The sequence below is a fragment of the Desulforhabdus sp. TSK genome, from assembly GCF_022836495.1.
GTDB lineage: Bacteria > Desulfobacterota > Syntrophobacteria > Syntrophobacterales > Syntrophobacteraceae > Desulforhabdus.
This window is the reverse complement of record NZ_BQXM01000025.1, coordinates 29,976-47,417: the sequence shown is the minus strand read 5'-3', so window position 1 is coordinate 47,417 and position 17,442 is coordinate 29,976. Positions and strand designations below refer to the sequence as shown.

The following is a 17,442-nucleotide window of genomic DNA, read 5'->3' as shown; positions in this document are numbered from 1 at the left end:
CATGCCTAAAGACATGCAAACAGGGCTTCCCGCAGAACAAAACGGGAGATGTGTCTTGAAGCCATTCTCAGAAGGGCATGTCGGGACCGGCGTTGAAACTTCCCCCCAGGGAGCCCAGTCCCATCAGGTTGACGGACAAGGCCACCCGCTGGTCATTCTGCTCCTTTTCATACGTCAGGCCCAACCCCCAGCACCCGTGAATATATCGGAGGCCATACCCCTGCTTATACAATTCTTCCTTGTCCAACGAGTAGTCATGATAGGTATTGAAGTATACATTGGACAAAAGCTTCAGACTCGATTCCGCTATGAGCTCATCGATCGGATAATCTTGCCGGAACTGATAATTGAGCCTCAATATATGCCCTCGGCCGCTGTCGAGGGTCATCATCAAATCGTGGCTGGCATCCGTGTTTTCGGTCGAATAAAAATCCGTATCGTACGTCAGCGTGATGTATTTTTGGGGCATCAAATCCATTCGCATGCCGACAGAGGAAACCCCTTCCGTCTTTGCGAATTCAGAGCTCAAGTTGGGGTCATTCTCATCCAGATTGAATGCCTGGAACAACTGCACACGCGCAAACTCATGGTAGGTCGTCCGGCTATTCCCTTCGGCATCCTTCGCGACGGATTTGCTGGTGAAAAAATTCGTCACGCCATAGCGCACTTCATGGATCGATTGGTCTGCGTCCACCAGGTCGAACTGGGCAATGTCGTTTTGCCCGACCCCTTTGGGAACATACTGATACGCGACTTCCGGACGCATGGAATGCTGGAAAGCAACATAGTCGCCCATTTTGAGCGGATACACACGGTTCAGCCGACTGCTCACCGCCAACTGCATGTCCGAGTACATCCGTCCCTGCCAGGCGTCCCGATTGTCTTCCTGCCAGTCCATCCAGTAGGTGTTGGCGAGGACTCCGACCGAGGGCTCGACATCGAGATAGGACTTCCAGTGGAGAGGATAAGCAAGACGCGGCGCGACGTCGAGGCGATTGCCCCGGTCTCCCTCCTGCCTCCAGTAGTTGGTCCACGAGCTATCAATGGAGTAATAGAGGGGAGTCTGAAGCACGGGACTGGGTATGGCATTGAAGGAAAAGGTCGGCAGCTTCTGGAGAGTGAATTCGTTCAATGAGGTGTCCAACTGCTGCCAGTAGCGAACATCGAGGCCCAGGAGCGTGGACTCATTCCTTTGATCCATGTACAAGCTGGACTCACGCGCCAGGATCGTCTCGTCGTTCAATATCCCCCGCCCCGAGAATTGCCGGAACATCTTGTTGGAGAAATCATAAGAGCCCGAACCTTTCTCGAATTCCTTCAAATAATTCTGATCGCTGGCGAAGTCGAGGTCCATGCGCCCCTCGATGTCATGGGGCATTTCGAAAGAATATCGGGATCGCAGCCAGTAACGATCCGCCGTCTGGTAGGGATACCCTTGCGAAGCGAGATGCTCCTTGCTCGCCTGATCTCTCAGGTAGTTGAACTGAAAGAGGCCTTCCCCCCAGGTTGTATTGGCAATCCGATATTCCAGGCCGCTCATCAAGCCACGCTCCGACATGTAATGACCGTAAAAAGTGGCGTCCATGTCCTCGCGGATGGCCCAGTAATAGGGGACTTCACCTTCCACACCCTGCAGGTCCGAGGCACCGGCCCAGGGAATCAGGAACCCGGACTGCCTCTCCAGTTGGACGGGGAGCGCCACAACGGGCGTATAAAAAAGCGGCAGACCGCGTACCCAGAACGAGGTGTCACGGGCCCAGGCAATTCCATCCAGGTTCACATTCATCTGGCTGTAACGAATCTTCCAGTCGGGCTTATAGGGATCACAGCTCGTGATGAACCCCTGCCGCAGCTTGTACTCCGTGGGCCCCATCTTATTGATGGACTTGCCGTGCACGTAAAAGTTGTTGGCGGAAAAATAGACCATACCGTCATCCACCGAACCCGTCTCGTCCTTCAGATTCCATACGACATGCTCCCCCTCCAGCCAATCCTTGCCATAACGCAGCCGCACATGCCCCCGCAGGTCCGCTTCCTGTTTCAGGCTGTCCAAGACCGCCCGATCAGCTTCCAGGGAACGGTCTCCCGAGGTGATGCGAACGTTTCCTTCAGCCTCATAAATCTGCTTTTCCTGGTCGTAAGCCAACGTGTCGGCACTGATATTCCACGCGGCATCCTTCGACTTCAAGAGGGCGCTCTTATCGAGGCCCGACGCGAGGGTCTTCGTTTCCGCCGACGCCACCCGCACCTGACTTAGAACACCCGTGAGCAGGCATCCGATGAAAATCCAGAGGGTCAGCCTCAGAAAAATATGAAAGGGGATGGAGACCATTTCTTGCCTCTCTCCTTGGGAGCTCTCAAACGCAGCGCTTCCGCCACTCCGGCTGCAGCGCGAACCTTACACGGCGATTCACGGATCTCACAGGGTGGGTTCTCCAAAAAGCTCTTTCACTTCACCCGCAAAATAGAGCGACCCGGCGATGCAGATCATGTCATCCGGCCCAGCCAGCCGTTTGGCCTCCTGGATGGCGGAAGCCACATCCGGAATGACATAATGCTTCTGGATATAGGGCCGGGCAAGACGCCTCAATTCTTCAGGGTTGGCCGCGCGCGTATATCGGGGCTGCGTGAATATGGCCGTCTCCGCCAAGGGCAGCAGGCGGCGAAGGATGCCTCGAATGTCTTTGTCGGCCATGACTCCCAGGACCAGGTGCAGGCGCCGATTGGGAAAGCATTTCTTGAGGGACTCGCGCAGGGATTCCGCTCCATGAGCATTGTGTGCGCCGTCCAGCACAATGAGAGGCTCTTCCTGAATGACCTCGAGCCTCGCCGGCCACCGAACCTGCGTCAATCCCCTGGCGACGGCATCCGTGGCAAGAGAAAAATCCCCCTGTTTTTCCAATACTTCGAGAGCAGCAAGGCAAAGAGCGGCATTCCCCAGCTGGTGCATGCCCGCCAGATTGACTTTCAGAGAAGACCAGTGCCGCTTCAACCCCTGGTATTGGAAGGAGCCGTCTCCATTCCTCCGCATGCGGAAGTCCCTGCCGAGGAAATGCAACGGCGCACGGCGCTTGTAGGCCGTCGCTTTCAAAACACCCTGCACAATGGGCTGCTGAACGCCCGTCACGACAGGGACGCCTTCCTTGATGATGCCCGCTTTCTCCCGTGCGATGGCCGCCAGGGTGGTTCCCAAATATTCCTGGTGATCGAACGCCACATTGGTGATGATACTGACCCTGGGGGTGATGACGTTGGTGGAATCCAGCCGTCCGCCCATCCCCACTTCCACAATGGCCCAGTCGACTTTTTCTTCTGCAAAATACTGAAAGGCCATGGCGGTCACCACTTCAAAAAAAGTGGGAGGCTCCTGGTCGTCCAAAACCTTCCGCACTTTTTCAAAGACATCCAGAATGCGCTCCTGAGCAACTTCTTCGTCGTCGATGCGAAAGCGCTCCGTGAAGCGAACCAGGTGAGGCGACGTGTAGAGGCCCACTCGCAGCCCGTGCTCTTTCAACACACTGGAAAGCATGGCTGACGTCGACCCCTTTCCGTTGGTTCCACCCACATGGATGCAGCGGAGGTTCTGTTCGGGATTTCCCAAGCGGTTCAGGATGTTCGCCGTACAATTCAAACCAAACTTGATGCCATATTTTTGAAGGCCGTATAAGTAATCGACCGATTCCTGATAGCTGCTCAAGGCCGCATTCTCCCTTATTATTCACCTGCCGGAAGGTTCAACGGAAGACTCCTGAACGGAAACACCGATCTTTAATTACCACAATTCCGGAATATTAGAAATGGAGAAAGTGTTCAGGAAGGGATGGGGAGGTGAGCGATGGCTACTTTTTGCGACGCGTGGAGGGTTTCAGCGGGGAAGCATTTTAGCCATAGCCTCCAGCAATCGATCCCAGCTGAAGGGTTTGGAAAGCACAAGGTCCACGCCCCTCTCGGTAAGGTCCTCGTCTTCATATTGAGCCCCCCAACCCGTGATGAGGATGACTGGAACCTTCGGGTTCCTGGCTTTTGCCTGGCGTGCGATTTCCCATCCGCTGATGTCCGGCATGCCCAGGTCCGTCAGGATGAGGTCGAATTCCCCCTCCCGTATGACTTCAAGGGCCTTTTTCCCGTCACTCATGGCCGTGACTCTATGCCCTTTCAGTTGGATCATATCGCGAAGGATCCCCAGGATCTCTTCTTCATCGTCCACAACGAGGACGTGGTGTGAGCGCCCTTCACCAGGGAGTTTGGGGGAGCTCGACGGACTGCTTTTCGTTTCCCCCCTCGGCAGCGTGATGGAAAAAACCGTTCCCCGTCCGGGCCTGCTCTTCACCTGGATGTCCCCGCCGGCACGAAGCACGAGGCTCCAGGAAACACTGAGCCCCAGCCCGGAATTCCCAATGCCCTTGGTCGTATAGTAGGGATCGAAAATCTTCCCTGCGACCTCCTTGCTCATGCCGATACCCGTGTCGGCAACCTCCATGACGATGGAATCTTTCAGAGACTTGCAGCGCAGGGTGATCTTCCCGCCGTTCGGCATGGCCTCCACAGCGTTCAACACCAGGTTCGTGAGGATCTCCCTCAAATCCGAGGCGTGAATGGACGCCACACAGTTTTCTTCCAGCTCCCAATCGATCTTGACGGTATGCCCGAATTTCTCCATGCCGTTCTTCCACCGCGGCCGGGTCAGCTCCATCACATCCTGTAGAGCCTCCTTCACATCAATGGCGGTCACCACCCCATGGGGCTCCCGATCGTGCGCCGTGAATTTCTGCAGCCGCCTGACGGTATGCGATGCGTCATGAACAGCTCTTTCAATCTGCTGCAGGCGGCGCATCAGGCCGTCATCCGTTATATCCAGGAGCAGCAATTGGATATGCCCCAAAACGGCCATCAGGAGGTTGTTGAAGTCATGAGCCACTCCCCCCGCCATTGTCCCCATGGCCACCAGCTTTTCCGTCTGCAGGATTTTTTCCGCAAACGCCTTCTTCGTCGTCACATCGTTCACCACCAGCAGAAAACCCGCCTCCCCACCCTGGGCTTCGGGCACGCGAACGAGATAAACGTCGGCCAGGTAAGGTTTGCCTTCACCGTTGATGAGAGAGACATCGGCCAGTTCCTCCTGGCCGGATGTCTGCATTTTTTGTAGCAGTTTGAAGAAGATGGACGAATCCTGAAAAATAACCGCGGGTGGGCGGCCTTCCAGCTCGGAAACATTCGAACCGTGCAGCCTTTCGAAGCTCTTGTTGACCTGCAGGACTTTTCCCTCAGGATCCAGCAGACAGGTTCCCTGGGGTGCCAGGGAAAAGGCCCGCTCGAAAAGCTCGTCCGGCTCGGTCTCGCACACCTCCCTTGCCTCCTCTTTGTCGGAAGGCAAAACAGGCGAGGTACTCAAACGCTCCTGATCCCCCTCCTCCAGGGCTTGTCGGTAAGGGTCTTTGAGAAGATGCCCCATGAGGCGGCTCAAGATCTCCCAATTTCGTTTGAAGGGTATGGGAAAAGGGAAGGGATGATCCGTGCTCAAACAGAGAACCCCCAGGTCCATGAGCGGGAAGCAAGCCAGACAGGCCGACCGGGAAACGGCGGTCACTGGATCACCGCCTGGTTCCCGCATCTCTTCCAAGTACACAGGCTGCTGCGTGGAAAAAGCCTTGTCGGCGGAAGCTTTCAGGAGGCTGCCCTGCAGGGGGCTACGGACGTCACCGGAATTCCCGCCCTCCAGCAGATCATCCAGGCCGAAGGAGGCAACCGGGACAAGGACCATGCTTTTCGGGTCTCGAATGAAAATAGTGCAGGCCTCGAAACGGCTTTCCGAGATGACGATTTCGGCAAATCTTTGACAGATGGGATCCAGCCCCTCTTCATGCTTCAGGGCCTCTTCGAAGCCCTGGAGCATCCCCAGAATATGGAGCATTTCCTCCTGCTGCCATTGGAGCCTGTCCAGCCCCAGGTGCATGATGTTCTTGTGCAAAAGATCCATGGATGCCCCCGTCACTTCATCAGGTCCCACAGCTGATCCACTTCAGCCCGGATGAGGGACAAATGCTCCCGATATTCGTCCCATTCCTCTTCCGAGATACACAAGTCATTGCAGTAGCCCAGGGTGAGCGAGTCATTCAACAGCTCCGGGTCATCTCCCGCATCACTCAGGAGATTCGCCAGATGGATCATCTTGACCTCGGCCTTGAAGGAAGGGGCAGCTTCGGGTTCATGGTGAAATTCCAGTACGCGCACGAACACCTGGGGAGTCCCCATTTCAAGGCCACCCATCGCCCCACCCGCCCATGTCCCAGCCCGTAAAGAGACTCGGCATGCCACAATGGCACATTACTTGCCCTGGCCAGCTCCTGCAGGCACCGATAATGGTCTTTCAGATGGACCGCCATCATCACTTCACCGAGATCATGGAGCAGCCCCAGGCAATAGGCGTCCTCTTCGCCCATCCACGGCCGCCTCCTGGCCATCACAGCGGCGATTTTCGCCACCACAAGGGCCTTCTTCCAGAAGCGCTCCCTTTGCCGTGAGGTCAGTACTTTTTCGTCCGACAGGATCTCCAGCAGCAGCAAAGAGAAACAGACGGCCTTCACCTCATCGAAGCCGATCACGAGCATCGCCCGAGACAGTGAAGCAATTTTACCTCGAAAACCGTAGTAGCTGGAATTGGCAATGCGCAGGATTTTGGAGCAGAGACTCTGATCCACCTGGATCATGCCCTCGATCTTTCTGGTGGAAGTGCTTTCGTCCTGAAAAACCGCCAGGAGTCGGTGCAATGCGAGGGGCATGGGAGGGAGATCCGCAATCTGACAAATCTGGAACCGAGCTTCTCTGGCATCCATTGCATTCACCTGAGGTAACGCCATCCCGATCATCCCTCTTGATGTGTCGCCCATACGTGGCAGCGAAAGTCATCACCTGGTCCGCGAGGTTTGGAAGTCCCCCTTGAAGGGGGACTATGGGGGATGTTCCCTGTCGATCACCCCCCGTCTCCTTCCCCATCTCGTCGGCAGGTGATTTCTCATTCTTGAATTATATGCATGCCGTCACGGGCGTATCCACCGAATCCCGATCCGCATCCTCCTGCATGCTACATTCCGTAAAGCGTCTTCCCTTCGATTACCTTGATGCCGCTTTCCGTGAGGACCTTGACCGCCTCGTCCAGGTGATCGAATCTGAAAATGATGACCGCATTGTTGCCGCTCTGCTGCACAAAGGCGTACATGTACTCCACATTGACATTGGCTTTGCGCAAAACTTCCAGGATGGCGTGCAGTCCGCCGGGGCGGTCTCCAACCTCCACGGCCACCACGTCCGTTTTTCCCACCGTGAACCCATGTTTCCGCAGGGCATCCTTCGCCTTGTCGTTGTCACTGACGATCAGGCGCAGGATGCCAAAATCGGAGGTGTCCGCCAGGGACAGAGCCCGAATATTGATCTGAGCCTCCGCAAGAATTCGAGTGACCTCCGAAAGTCGGCCTGCCTTGTTTTCCAAAAAGACTGAAATTTGTTCCACTCGCATCTGTATGGTCTCCCCTTTTGCAGTCACTGCCGTTCACTCCTTAAATCTTGCGATTGTCGATGACACGCTGGGCCTTGCCCTCACTGCGTGCAATGGTCTTGGGCTCCACAAGCTTCACATTGGCGGAAACCCCGAAGTATTCCTTGATATTCTTGGAGATCCTCTTTTCCAGAACCTGCAGCTTCCTGACTTCATCGGAAAAAACATGCTCGCCCACTTCCACCAGGATGGTGAGAATGTCCAGGTTGCCCTCGCGATCCACCACCAGTTGGTAATGAGGCTCCACCCCTTCGATTTCCATGAGTACGCTTTCAATCTGGGAGGGAAAGACGTTGACGCCGCGAATGATGAGCATGTCATCCGTTCGCCCCGTCACGCGGTTCATTCGGACGAGGGTTCTTCCGCAAATGCAGGGCTCGGGATTGAGGGAGCTGATGTCGCGCGTCCTGTAGCGAATGACGGGAAAAGCCTCCTTCGTGATAGAGGTGAAAACGATCTCTCCCTGTTCGCCGTAGGGAAGGGGCTCTCCCGTTTCCGGATGGATCACCTCCACAATGAAATGATCCTCGGCAACGTGAAGGCCTTTTTTCGCCTCGGCGCATTCCACGGCCACGCCGGGACCCATGACTTCGCTCAACCCGTAAATGTCCACCGCATTGAGATGCAGCTTGCGCTCGATCTCCTGGCGCATTTCCTCCGACCAGGGCTCGGCGCCGAAAATACCCGCCTTGAACTTGAGATCCTTGAAATCGACTCCCACTTCCCGGGCCACTTCCGCAAGGTGCAGGGCGTAGGAGGGCGTGCAGGTGATCACCGTCGCGCCAAAATCCTTCATGATGAGAATCTGCCGTTTGGTGTTTCCACCTGAAATGGGGATGACGGAGGCCCCGAGGCGCTCCGCTCCGTAGTGAACTCCCAGGCCACCGGTGAAAAGTCCATAACCGTACGCGTTGTGGATGATATCTCCCCGTGAAGCTCCTCCCGCGGCCAAGGCTCGCGCCATCAATTCCGACCACATGGCAATGTCGCGCGCTGTGTATCCCACGACGGTGGGTTTTCCCGTGGTCCCTGAAGAGGCATGGATCCGGACCACACTCTCCATGGGTACGGCAAACATACCAAAGGGATAATTATCTCTCAAATCCTTCTTGTACGTGAACGGGAGCCGGCGCAGATCCTCTAAAGACTTTATATCCGAAGGAGCAACCTTTGCCTCCTGAAATTTTTGGCGGTAGAAGGGAACCGTCGCGTACACCCGCTCCAGCGTCGCCTGAAGGCGCCGCAATTGAATCGCTTCAAGGGCTTCCCGTGGTAGTGTTTCAAACTCGATGTTGAACATCATGCGCTTGCTTCCTCCATAAAATTGGTGTTCTTTTCCCTTACCCGTTTACAAAAAAAGAGGCCGTCGGATTCAGGAATCCACGGCCTCAAAAAACAAAAAACCATGGGTCCCGCTGCTTTTGCGCCTACCCATGGTCTTGGTCAATGTCAGGTCTGATTCAGCCTACTTTGCACCCCCACAGGCAGGCCTCTCAAAAAAGAAGCCTCCAAAAAACTGAAAGCAGCAAAAGCGGAAGAACCCGTCAAACATTTTATTTCCTTATTTTACCTTGTTTGCCTGATGCAATGATACGCTGTGGGTCCCCTGGATAGTCAATTTCATACAGCCTGTCAAGAAAAACCTCCACGGGAAGAAAGAACGTTCCACCGCACGGGGAGCGAAAAAGGCTTTTCCATTAAATGGTCAGGACTTATCCTTGGGTGCCTCGGCCTTGGGGGCTTCGCCCTTGGCTCCTGCCTTGAGCCTGAGGTCCGAGAGCTCCGCCTGCAGCAGGGCAGGATTGGGATAGGTCCCGGTCACCTGCAGCGCCTTCTCGTAGTGCTCCACGGCTTTGGCATATTCGTTTTTCCCGGCGTAAAGCCTCCCAAGGCGCCAGTCGATTTCGCGCTGGAGCCCCAGGCTTCCCTGGGACTGGAGATCCTTCCACCGAGCGATGGCTTCGTCCGCCTTTCCCATGGTCTCGTAGGTCAGAGCCATCTGATAGCCCGCAAACAGCCGGAGGCTGTGTCCCGCCGGCGCGTCCGCCAGGACTTTGTTTTGCCACTTGAGGGCATCTTCATATCGACGGGCGTGGAAAGAGGCGAGGGCGAGGTCCAACTGAGCGTCCAGTGCGGGTGGGGTGCCTCGGTGCTCCTGAACGAATTTTTCCAGGGAGGAAATGACTTTTTCCCATGCCTTGGGATCCGCCACACCCTCCGGCGGCCATTCCCGGGAGATCTCCGCATAGGCGGCACTCGCCCGCTTTTCCTTGCTCTTGCTGTATGCGTCCATTCCCCACAGGCCGCCCAGGATGAGCAGCAGGACGAGCACACTCACGGCCACGTGATTCGAATGCGTTTCCATCCAGACTTTGAAGCGTTCCGTCCAACCGGCGGGCTCCAGGGACAATGGCGCCATCGTACTGACACCCTTCAATTTCTTCTCACTCAAAACACCTTCTCCTGTAGGCTATACTGGAATGCTGTCCTTTGCCCCAAACCGGGCCAGGATCCGTTCAATGATCAATGTCGTGGAAGATTCAGGGACCAGCGGAATTCTTGCGACCTCACCTCCCCACGCCAGGACATCCTTCGCCCCCACAATCCGATCCAAAGGCCAGTCCGCTCCTTTCACAAGAACGTCCGGTCGCACGAGACAGATGAGAGCGAGGGGGTCTGGATCAGAAAAAATCGTAACATAATCCACGCAATACAAGGCGGCCACCATTTCGGCCCGCTCCATCTCCGCAGTGATGGGACGGAGCGTTCCCTTGATCCGATGCACCGAGCCATCGCTGTTCACACCGACGACGAGGTGATCCCCCAGGGTTCGTGCCGCCTCCAGGTAACGGAGGTGGCCCACATGGAGCAGATCAAAACAACCGTTGGTGAAAACGATGCGCTTCCCCTCAGCCTTCTGGCATCTGCAAATATCCTGCAGATCTCCGGCACTCAGGACCTTATCCCGTGCGGTCATTTGGCAGTATCCGAGCTCCTCGACTCACCTTCCGACGCCTTCGCCACAACACGAGGGGAAGCCTCATCCCCCTGCGGCTCCATGAAGGTCGATTCATTTTCCATGACGTCCACAAGCCCTTCCTGGCGCATCTTGATCCAGAAGGGCCGACTTTCGAAATTCATATTCCTGACCCGGATCACCCCGGGATCTTCCAGGAAAAGCTGCCCCTTGAAGGTTTTTTTCAACCACTGCAGAGCGGCACGGCCCTGCCCTTCCCTCTTGTTACCCAGGACTTCCAAATGGTAAAGGGTGATTTCCTTGACTCCCTCGCCCGAGAGAGACAGGCTGATGTGCCCCCGGAAGCACCCGGGCTTTTCGAACTCCAGGGTCTCCATGGGGCCGAAGCCCTTAAGGATGGTCAGCAACTCTTTGACGGAAAGACTGCCATATGCGGCTCTCCATATAACGCCTTTCCACTCGATTTCCGCCACTTTCTTCCGCTCCAAATTTACATTTGTATTCCGTGTCTGAACGCAACTTCGTCACAGGGACGCATTTGATTTTCTTTTTGGCTTCCTTCAGCGCCCGATGGAGTGCCGGTTGCCAAGTCGGCAGGGGCGAATCGAAACTTTCTTCGTAATCCTTTCGAGTGATCTTGAAAGAGCTCAACGGAGCCTTCTTTTTGGAGCGGTCCCCGCTCTCAAAAAAAATCACTCAATACCGATGCCCCTTGCCCAGTATTACGGGATGAATGCCCAACAGCTTGATTTCCGGACAGAGTTCAAGAACCTTCGTGCGAACAACTTCGATTTCCTCGTTGTGCATGTGGCTTTCCCTGAGTCTTAAAGGTAAATGCCTTTGGAACCTCCCTCAACATGCTCCTTCGGGCCGCCAGGTCATCCTGAAGCCCGAAGCTGACTCACAGAAACAGAATGCTCCTTTTGGAAATTCAATTGACGCAGCGCTTCGAACAAAGCGACTCCCACCGTGGTTGCCAGATTCAGACTCCGCACCCGTGTTCGATCCAGGGGGATCTTCAAGACGTGCTCAGGGTCCGATTCCAACAGGTCACGCGGCAGGCCCTTCGTTTCGGCGCCGAAAATGAGACAGTCCCCGGGTAAAAATTGAAACGCATAGTAAGGGCGAGGCGCATGAGCAGAGAAATAAATCCATCGATGGGAGGCGAGTTGTTCACGCAATGATTCCAGACCGGGATGCACCTTCAAATCGACATAAGGCCAATAATCCAGACCAGCCCGTTTGAGATAGCGGTCCGTCAAATGGAACCCGAGGGGCTCCACCAGATGCAAGGGCGTGTGAGTCGCGGCGCAGGTCCTTGCTACATTACCGGTATTCTGAGGAATCTCCGGTTGATAGAGCACCACCTGCAAGGGCGTTGCGTGGTTCAACTTCTTCCCTCAAATCCCAATGCGTCGCATCTCATCCATGCCTCAGTTTCGCTGCCCGCGGACGGCCCGTACGAAGTAATTGGCATAATTGTCTTCAATGATGTAGATGTCGCCGTAGTAGAAATCGGCGTAACAGGCACGATGGTGACCTGCTTCGGTCGAAGACCAGCAGTTTCTTTGGTTTTCGAAGAGATGGCTGGTGTACAGCCCCGAAAGACGGTTTTCTTCGGGCAAAATGAGCGTATCCAATTCGTCCTTTGTGGGGAAACGCCAATCACCATATCCGGCAAATTGATCCTTGTTGAGCTTTTCGATGTACGCATGGCCGTCTCCCCAGACCATCCGATCCTTGGATGCTCCGCGCTGCCAGATCAGGCCAGTTTCATGATCCAGAACCAACAAATTACCCTGCAGCTCAAAACGATCTTTCATGTTACCTCCCTTGAGTCGAGGAAAATGCATTCACACAGCGTTACAAGGTATTGAATGAGTGAATTCACGTAAGCGTGCAGTTCCCACCACAAAGAACAATAAAACGCTTCCTTTTAGCACAAAAATCTTCCAAGACGAACACTAAAGTTGCTCCGAAAATCCGCAAACAGCCCTCCGCATCTTCCCCGCCTTCCGTATTGACCCCTTCCGCGGATTTCTCTAGGATGATGCCTTGTTGACACTGCGAAAGGAAAACGGAATGCCCTATTGCACTTCGGGCGGCATCTCCCTTTACTATCAAGTCCAGGGTCAGGGAACGCCGCTCCTGCTCCTGAGCGGCCTGGGGGGAGGCGTCTGGTCGTGGTTCGGTCAGAATCCTTTTTTTCAGGCACATTACCAGACCATCGCTTTCGACAACCGAGGAGCAGGCCGATCGGACATTCCTCCTCCGCCCTACGCCATCCATGAATTTGCACGGGATGCCCTGGGGCTCCTCGATCATTTGCAGGTGGAGCAGGCTTTTGTCCTAGGCCTTTCCATGGGCGGTATGATCGCCCAGGAACTGACCCTCACGGCCCCCCACCGCGTGCGGGCCCTTGTCCTCGGCTGTACCCACTGCGGGGGTTCGCTCCACGTCTCCCCCTCACCCCGGGTCGTCCAGACCCTCATGAATAATGCGGGCCTCACTCAGGAGGGAGTCATACGCAAGAACCTCCCCCTCTTCTTCAGCGAGGCCGGTCTTCAATCCAGACGGGAGGACGTGGAATCGTATGTACAGGCCCTCCTGCAGGCCCCGCATCAGTCGGCGGAAGCTTTCGAAGCCCAGCTGAAAGCCATCAGGGATTTCGATTGCTGCGGTCGGCTCGACGCCATTTCCACCCCGACCCTCATTATCACCGGCAGCATGGACATCCTCGTCCCGCCCGAAAATTCCCGTATCCTGGCCGAGCGCATTCCCCACGCCGAGCACGTGGTGATCCCGGGAGCCGGTCATGCCCTTCATGTGGAATGCCGCGACACGCTCAATACTCTGGCCCTTGATTTTTTCAACCGACATTCCGCCGAAAACGTCCCGATAAGAAAGCTCCGACCTTGAGCGACAAATCGCGTTCCACTCCCCAGTAGAAGTGGTCGCCCCCCGGGAAGACCGCCACATCTCTCATCCCCGCCGTGTCCGGCTGCTTTTCCAGCCACTCCTGGAGGGATTCCTGTCGGCAATAGTCGTCCTGCTCTCCCAGGGTGATGAGGCAGGGAGTGGACGGCAGTTGAAGCCCTGAAAAATCCATGAAATCCAGGGGGGGAGAAACCAGGAGCAGGGATGCCGCATGGAGCCCCTCGAGGACCGCTTTGAGCACAATCCAGGCCCCATACGAATACCCTGCCACATGAAGGGTCTCATGGCCCTTCCCTCGGAGAAAGGCGACAGCGGCCAGGAGATCCTCCACTTCGCCATGCCCGTTCCCATGGCGCCCCCCAATCCCTCCGACGCCGCGAAAATTGAAGCGCAGAGTCCCCCAGCCCCAGAGAGATAAAGCCCCCTGAAGGGTTAGAACGACATTGTTCTCCATGCTTCCCCCATAGAGAGGGTGCGGATGGCAGATGAGGGCAGCCCCCGTTCCGTTCCCAATTTCATAACGTGCCTCCAGATCGATGCTTCCCGAGGGGATCTTTACAGGCATCTCCGGCATATCTTTCCTCCTGATTCCAAAGGTCAGCCCTCCCGTCGGGAGGGAAAATCAAATTGCTAAATCCCGGAAGGATTGGATAGAATAGGACTCCGGCATGCATGAAACCGGCTTTTGCGCTGAAGGCATCCGTCTCTCCCGGACTGTCGCAAGAATGATGAAACACTATCCCTATCCTTTTCAATCACCTGCCGGCGTTTTTTGGGAGGACCAGACACCATGATACAACCGCATTTCAAGACCGCTCTGGTGCTGAGTGGAGGGTCGGCGCGCGCTCTGGCTCACCTGGGGGTCTTGCAGGAGCTCGAAAAGAACAATCTCCAGGTGGATCTCATCGTGGGAACCAGTATGGGAGCCATTATCGGCGCATTGTACGCCTTTTATGGAAATGTCGGTGCGGTGTTGGACCGCATGCGGCAGCTGGTGGGGAGCGACCTTTTTTTGCGGGCCGTCTCCGCCGCCAACAAGGACGAATTTCGCCTCGCCTCGGACAGCTTCATCAACCGCTTTGTCTGGCTGTTCAAAAGCGGCATCTACTGCACCCAGTCGGTCATTCAACCCACCATGGTTTCGGAAGAAGACTACCTCAAAATCATGAGTGACCTCATCCCTGAGTATCCCATGGAGAGTCTCTCGCTGCCGTTCGCCACCGTCGCCATGGATCTGGCTTCGGGGGAAGAAGTCGTCCTGACCCGGGGGTCCCTTCTGAAGGCGGTTTCAGCCAGTTCGGCCATTCCCGGCATCCTTCCCCCGGTGCGCCACGAGGGACGCACCCTCGTAGACGGCGGCTGGGTGGACAATGTCCCCGTCGCCCCGGCCATCAGCCTGGGCGCCCATTGTGTCATCGCCGTGGACGCGGCCCTGGATTTGAACGATCTGGGCCCCCTTCCCACCTCGGCTCTGGAGACTCTTCTCCGAGCCCACGAAATCACCCGCATCTTTCTCAACAACCACCGTAAGAGTGCCGCCGATCTAATCCTGGTCCCGAAGGTGGGAAAAATGCACTGGGCCAATTTCGCGGCTCTGGAGCCCTGTATGGAGGCAGGGCGCAAGGTTGTGGAAACGCACCTGCTTTCTATTCGCCTCCAGCAGAAAAAACGACGGGCGGTCACGCGCGGAGGAGCCATTCATCCCGGGCGCACGCATCACTGGAGCCATCCCTTCGTCGTCATCTGATGCCTTCGGCGGGAAAGGCCCGTCACTCAAACAGGTGCTTCACTTCCGCAAGCTTTTCCGGCGACCCCACGAGGACGGAAATGTCCCCGGGGGCGAAAATCGTTTCCGCCCCCGGGTTGGTGATGGTTTCGGCATCCCGACGCAGGGAAAGCATCGTCACACCGTACTGCTTCCTCAAACCCACGTCCGCCAGGGATTTTCCCGCTACGGCTGAGCCTTCCTTGACCCGCAGGGAGCAAATTTCGGCATCCGGCAGGTACAGCCTGTAATCGCAAAGGGATGGACTGCAAAAGGCCGTGGCTTCCTCCGACAGGCTCCGGAGCATTCCATATCCGTCGCTTCTCACTTTGGCGGCAAAGGCTTCGATTTCATCCCTCGGAATGAGGTATTTGCTGAGCACCCGCGTGAAAATTTCCACGGAGGTTTCGAATTCCTCCGGAATGACCTCGTTGGCGCCCAGTTCATAGAGGGGCTTCATCTCCGGCAGAAAGCGGGTCCGGGTGATGATGTGCAGTCTGGGGTTGAGGTTCCGGGCCGTGGCCACCACCATCCGAGTGGCGACGGGATCGGGTATGGCAACCACCATGATCCTCGCATGGTGCACTCCCACATGCTCCAGGACTGCTTCCTGGCTCGCATCCCCGTAAAAGATGGGCTCCCCCCTGGCCTTTTCTTTCTTGACGGTGACCGGGTTCATCTCGACGATCATGTAAGGGATGCCGGCATTCCTGGCGGCGCGGGCCACATTCCTGCCATTCAAGCCATATCCCACGATGAGAAGATGGTCCCCGGGAACCTCCTCTTTGCCGTTGCCGTTGAGAGACTCGCCTCCTCCGGTGCTACGCCCCCTCCCCAGTTTCGATAAAAGAGGAAGGCGATGGAGCCAGGTGTGGCCGGACGGCGCCAGGTGAAAATGAAAGCCGCTCTGCAGCTTCGGGGGCATGGGCAGCCGCATGAGCAGGGCTGCGATGGGAGTCCCCTTGGCTATGATGAAGGGAGTGGCCGCCATACTCAGCACCGATACCGAAAGAAAAATCTGATACCCATTTCCCGAAAGCAGACCGTGCTGGACGCCTGCTTTGGAAAGGATAAACGAGAACTCCCCGATCTGGCTGATGGCCAGCCCCGAAAGCACCATGGTGCGGAACGGATATCCCAGAAGCGCCGTGGCGCCTCCCGCGATGATGGCCTTCAGAAGCATGACACCGACAATGATGAGGGCCACCACCCCCGGATTATCCATGAGCACGCGAGAATCCACCAACATGCCGATAGATATGAAAAAAATGCTTGTAAAAAGGTCGCGGAAGGGCAGAAGGCTGCTCAGGGCCTGGTAGCTGTACTCCGATTCGGAAATGATGAGGCCGGCGAGAAACGCTCCCAGGGCAAGGGACAAACCGATGCTCGAAGTGAGCCAGGCCACCGAAAGGCAGATCACCACCACCGTGAGCAGGAAAAGCTCCCTGCTCCTCGTCCTGGCAATCTGGTACAGGACGTGGGGAACGATCCATTTGGCGCTGACGATGGCAAGAACAACGATGGCAATCCCTTTGAAAAAAAGCATCATGAAGGCTCCCGAAAAATCCCCCCCTCCCCCTTTCATGAGAGGAACGAGAAGCATCATGGGAACCGCAACCACATCCTGGAAAATGAGGACCGCCAGGTTGATCTTTCCCTGCGGGCTGTCCATTTCAGCTCGCTCCTGCAAAAGCTTGAGGACAATGGCCGTGCTGCTCAAGGACACAAGAAACCCCAGAAAAATGGATCGGCCCGTGTCCTCGCCGAGGGCCCTGGCAATGGCAAATGTCGCCAGGAGAGTCACGAACACCTGGAAAGAGCCTCCGAGCAATACCGATCGCTTGAGCTGCCAGAGGTTCTTCATGGAAAACTCGAGGCCGATGGTGAAGAGGAGCAGCACGACCCCTATCTCGGCCAGGCTTTCCACTTCATGCACCGCCCCGATGAGGGCAAACCCGTGGGGTCCGGCCAGCACTCCCGTCAGCAGGAAGCCCACGATGGCCGGAATCCGCAGTTGATGGCAGCCATAAAGGACCCCAACGGCCAGGGCAAAAATAATGACGATATCACTCAAAAGCGGTATCTGCATGAGGGGGACACTCCTCCTTCTCACCCGTACAGTTCGGCGGAAGCATTCATCCCATGGAGCCGCGCGGTTCCCCCGTACCAGGCCCCTGCATGAAAAAAGCCGCATCTCCACAACATCTCGTG

16 protein-coding genes are annotated in these 17,442 nt (G+C 56.2%); 2 read left to right on the top strand and 14 right to left on the bottom strand.

Going from position 1 to position 17,442, the window contains the following annotated elements:
• Positions 1–67 precede the first annotated feature (67 nt).
• From MWC30_RS14720 to MWC30_RS14665, 12 genes are all read right to left on the bottom strand, one after another.
• Positions 68–2,332 carry an LPS-assembly protein LptD gene (locus tag MWC30_RS14720; protein WP_244084953.1) on the bottom strand — a complete coding sequence of 755 codons (2,265 nt, stop codon included), beginning with the start codon at positions 2,330–2,332 and terminating at the stop codon, positions 68–70.
• Positions 2,333–2,419: 87 nt separating this feature from the next.
• Entirely contained in the window at positions 2,420–3,697 is a 1,278-nt protein-coding gene (locus MWC30_RS14715; RefSeq protein ID WP_244084952.1) for a folylpolyglutamate synthase/dihydrofolate synthase family protein, read from the bottom strand.
• 168 nt (positions 3,698–3,865) lie between these two features.
• Positions 3,866–5,977, bottom strand: coding sequence for a PAS domain-containing hybrid sensor histidine kinase/response regulator (locus MWC30_RS14710; RefSeq protein WP_244084951.1), 2,112 nt, complete (start codon positions 5,975–5,977; stop codon positions 3,866–3,868).
• 11 nt (positions 5,978–5,988) lie between these two features.
• Positions 5,989–6,168 carry a hypothetical protein gene (locus MWC30_RS14705; protein ID WP_244084950.1) on the bottom strand — a complete coding sequence of 60 codons (180 nt, stop codon included), beginning with the start codon at positions 6,166–6,168 and terminating at the stop codon, positions 5,989–5,991.
• Positions 6,165–6,833, bottom strand: a complete 669-nt coding sequence (locus tag MWC30_RS14700; protein ID WP_244084949.1) for an HDOD domain-containing protein — start codon at positions 6,831–6,833, stop codon at positions 6,165–6,167. Before MWC30_RS14700 ends, MWC30_RS14705 begins: the two co-directional genes overlap by 4 nt.
• Before the next feature lie 248 nt (positions 6,834–7,081).
• Positions 7,082–7,513, bottom strand: a complete 432-nt coding sequence (locus MWC30_RS14695; protein ID WP_244084948.1) for an ACT domain-containing protein — start codon at positions 7,511–7,513, stop codon at positions 7,082–7,084.
• Positions 7,514–7,553: 40 nt separating this feature from the next.
• Positions 7,554–8,855: a phenylacetate--CoA ligase family protein gene (locus MWC30_RS14690; RefSeq protein ID WP_244084947.1), complete on the bottom strand. Its 1,302-nt coding sequence runs from the start codon at positions 8,853–8,855 to the stop codon at positions 7,554–7,556.
• A gap of 402 nt (positions 8,856–9,257) precedes the next feature.
• Positions 9,258–10,004, bottom strand: a complete 747-nt coding sequence (locus MWC30_RS14685) for a tetratricopeptide repeat protein (RefSeq protein WP_244084946.1) — start codon at positions 10,002–10,004, stop codon at positions 9,258–9,260.
• A gap of 18 nt (positions 10,005–10,022) precedes the next feature.
• Entirely contained in the window at positions 10,023–10,529 is a 507-nt protein-coding gene (gene rfaE2 / locus MWC30_RS14680; protein ID WP_244084945.1) for a D-glycero-beta-D-manno-heptose 1-phosphate adenylyltransferase, read from the bottom strand.
• On the bottom strand, positions 10,526–11,017 hold the full coding sequence (locus MWC30_RS14675; RefSeq protein ID WP_244084944.1) for a hypothetical protein: 492 nt from the start codon (positions 11,015–11,017) through the stop codon (positions 10,526–10,528). The genes rfaE2 and MWC30_RS14675 overlap by 4 nt, the downstream gene beginning before the upstream one ends.
• Positions 11,018–11,407: 390 nt before the next feature.
• Positions 11,408–11,920, bottom strand: a complete 513-nt coding sequence (locus MWC30_RS14670) for a tRNA (cytidine(34)-2'-O)-methyltransferase (RefSeq protein WP_244084943.1) — start codon at positions 11,918–11,920, stop codon at positions 11,408–11,410.
• Positions 11,921–11,962: 42 nt separating this feature from the next.
• Positions 11,963–12,352 (bottom strand): DUF1566 domain-containing protein, encoded by a 390-nt coding sequence (locus MWC30_RS14665; protein ID WP_244084942.1) that lies wholly within the window; start codon positions 12,350–12,352, stop codon positions 11,963–11,965.
• 259 nt (positions 12,353–12,611) lie between these two features.
• On the opposite strand from MWC30_RS14665, the gene MWC30_RS14660 reads away from it, so the two are divergent.
• Positions 12,612–13,448 carry an alpha/beta fold hydrolase gene (locus tag MWC30_RS14660; RefSeq protein WP_244084941.1) on the top strand — a complete coding sequence of 279 codons (837 nt, stop codon included), beginning with the start codon at positions 12,612–12,614 and terminating at the stop codon, positions 13,446–13,448.
• On the opposite strand, the gene MWC30_RS14655 is transcribed toward MWC30_RS14660, so the two are convergent.
• Positions 13,399–14,040, bottom strand: coding sequence for an alpha/beta hydrolase (locus MWC30_RS14655; protein WP_244084940.1), 642 nt, complete (start codon positions 14,038–14,040; stop codon positions 13,399–13,401). The genes MWC30_RS14660 and MWC30_RS14655 overlap by 50 nt on opposite strands.
• 216 nt (positions 14,041–14,256) lie before the next feature.
• On the opposite strand from MWC30_RS14655, the gene MWC30_RS14650 reads away from it, so the two are divergent.
• Entirely contained in the window at positions 14,257–15,213 is a 957-nt protein-coding gene (locus tag MWC30_RS14650) for a patatin-like phospholipase family protein (protein WP_244084939.1), read from the top strand.
• Between the two features lie 22 nt (positions 15,214–15,235).
• On the opposite strand, the gene MWC30_RS14645 is transcribed toward MWC30_RS14650, so the two are convergent.
• A complete protein-coding gene (locus MWC30_RS14645) occupies positions 15,236–17,320 on the bottom strand; it encodes a cation:proton antiporter (RefSeq protein ID WP_244084938.1) in 2,085 nt (694 codons plus the stop codon).
• Between the last annotated feature and the right edge of the window lie 122 nt (positions 17,321–17,442).

Excerpts from the sequence above, each read along its gene's own strand:
- MWC30_RS14720 (WP_244084953.1), bottom strand. The coding sequence starts at position 2,332 with ATGGTCTCCATCCCCTTTCATATTTTTCTGAGGCTGACCCTCTGGATT.
- MWC30_RS14710 (WP_244084951.1), bottom strand. The coding sequence starts at position 5,977 with ATGGATCTTTTGCACAAGAACATCATGCACCTGGGGCTGGACAGGCTC.
- MWC30_RS14705 (WP_244084950.1), bottom strand. The coding sequence starts at position 6,168 with ATGATCCATCTGGCGAATCTCCTGAGTGATGCGGGAGATGACCCGGAG.
- MWC30_RS14700 (WP_244084949.1), bottom strand. The coding sequence starts at position 6,833 with ATGGATGCCAGAGAAGCTCGGTTCCAGATTTGTCAGATTGCGGATCTC.
- MWC30_RS14695 (WP_244084948.1), bottom strand. The coding sequence starts at position 7,513 with ATGCGAGTGGAACAAATTTCAGTCTTTTTGGAAAACAAGGCAGGCCGA.
- MWC30_RS14690 (WP_244084947.1), bottom strand. The coding sequence starts at position 8,855 with ATGATGTTCAACATCGAGTTTGAAACACTACCACGGGAAGCCCTTGAA.
- rfaE2 (WP_244084945.1), bottom strand. The coding sequence starts at position 10,529 with ATGACCGCACGGGATAAGGTCCTGAGTGCCGGAGATCTGCAGGATATT.
- MWC30_RS14665 (WP_244084942.1), bottom strand. The coding sequence starts at position 12,352 with ATGAAAGATCGTTTTGAGCTGCAGGGTAATTTGTTGGTTCTGGATCAT.
- MWC30_RS14660 (WP_244084941.1), top strand. The coding sequence starts at position 12,612 with ATGCCCTATTGCACTTCGGGCGGCATCTCCCTTTACTATCAAGTCCAG.
- MWC30_RS14655 (WP_244084940.1), bottom strand. The coding sequence starts at position 14,040 with ATGCCGGAGATGCCTGTAAAGATCCCCTCGGGAAGCATCGATCTGGAG.
- MWC30_RS14650 (WP_244084939.1), top strand. The coding sequence starts at position 14,257 with ATGATACAACCGCATTTCAAGACCGCTCTGGTGCTGAGTGGAGGGTCG.
- MWC30_RS14645 (WP_244084938.1), bottom strand. The coding sequence starts at position 17,320 with ATGCAGATACCGCTTTTGAGTGATATCGTCATTATTTTTGCCCTGGCC.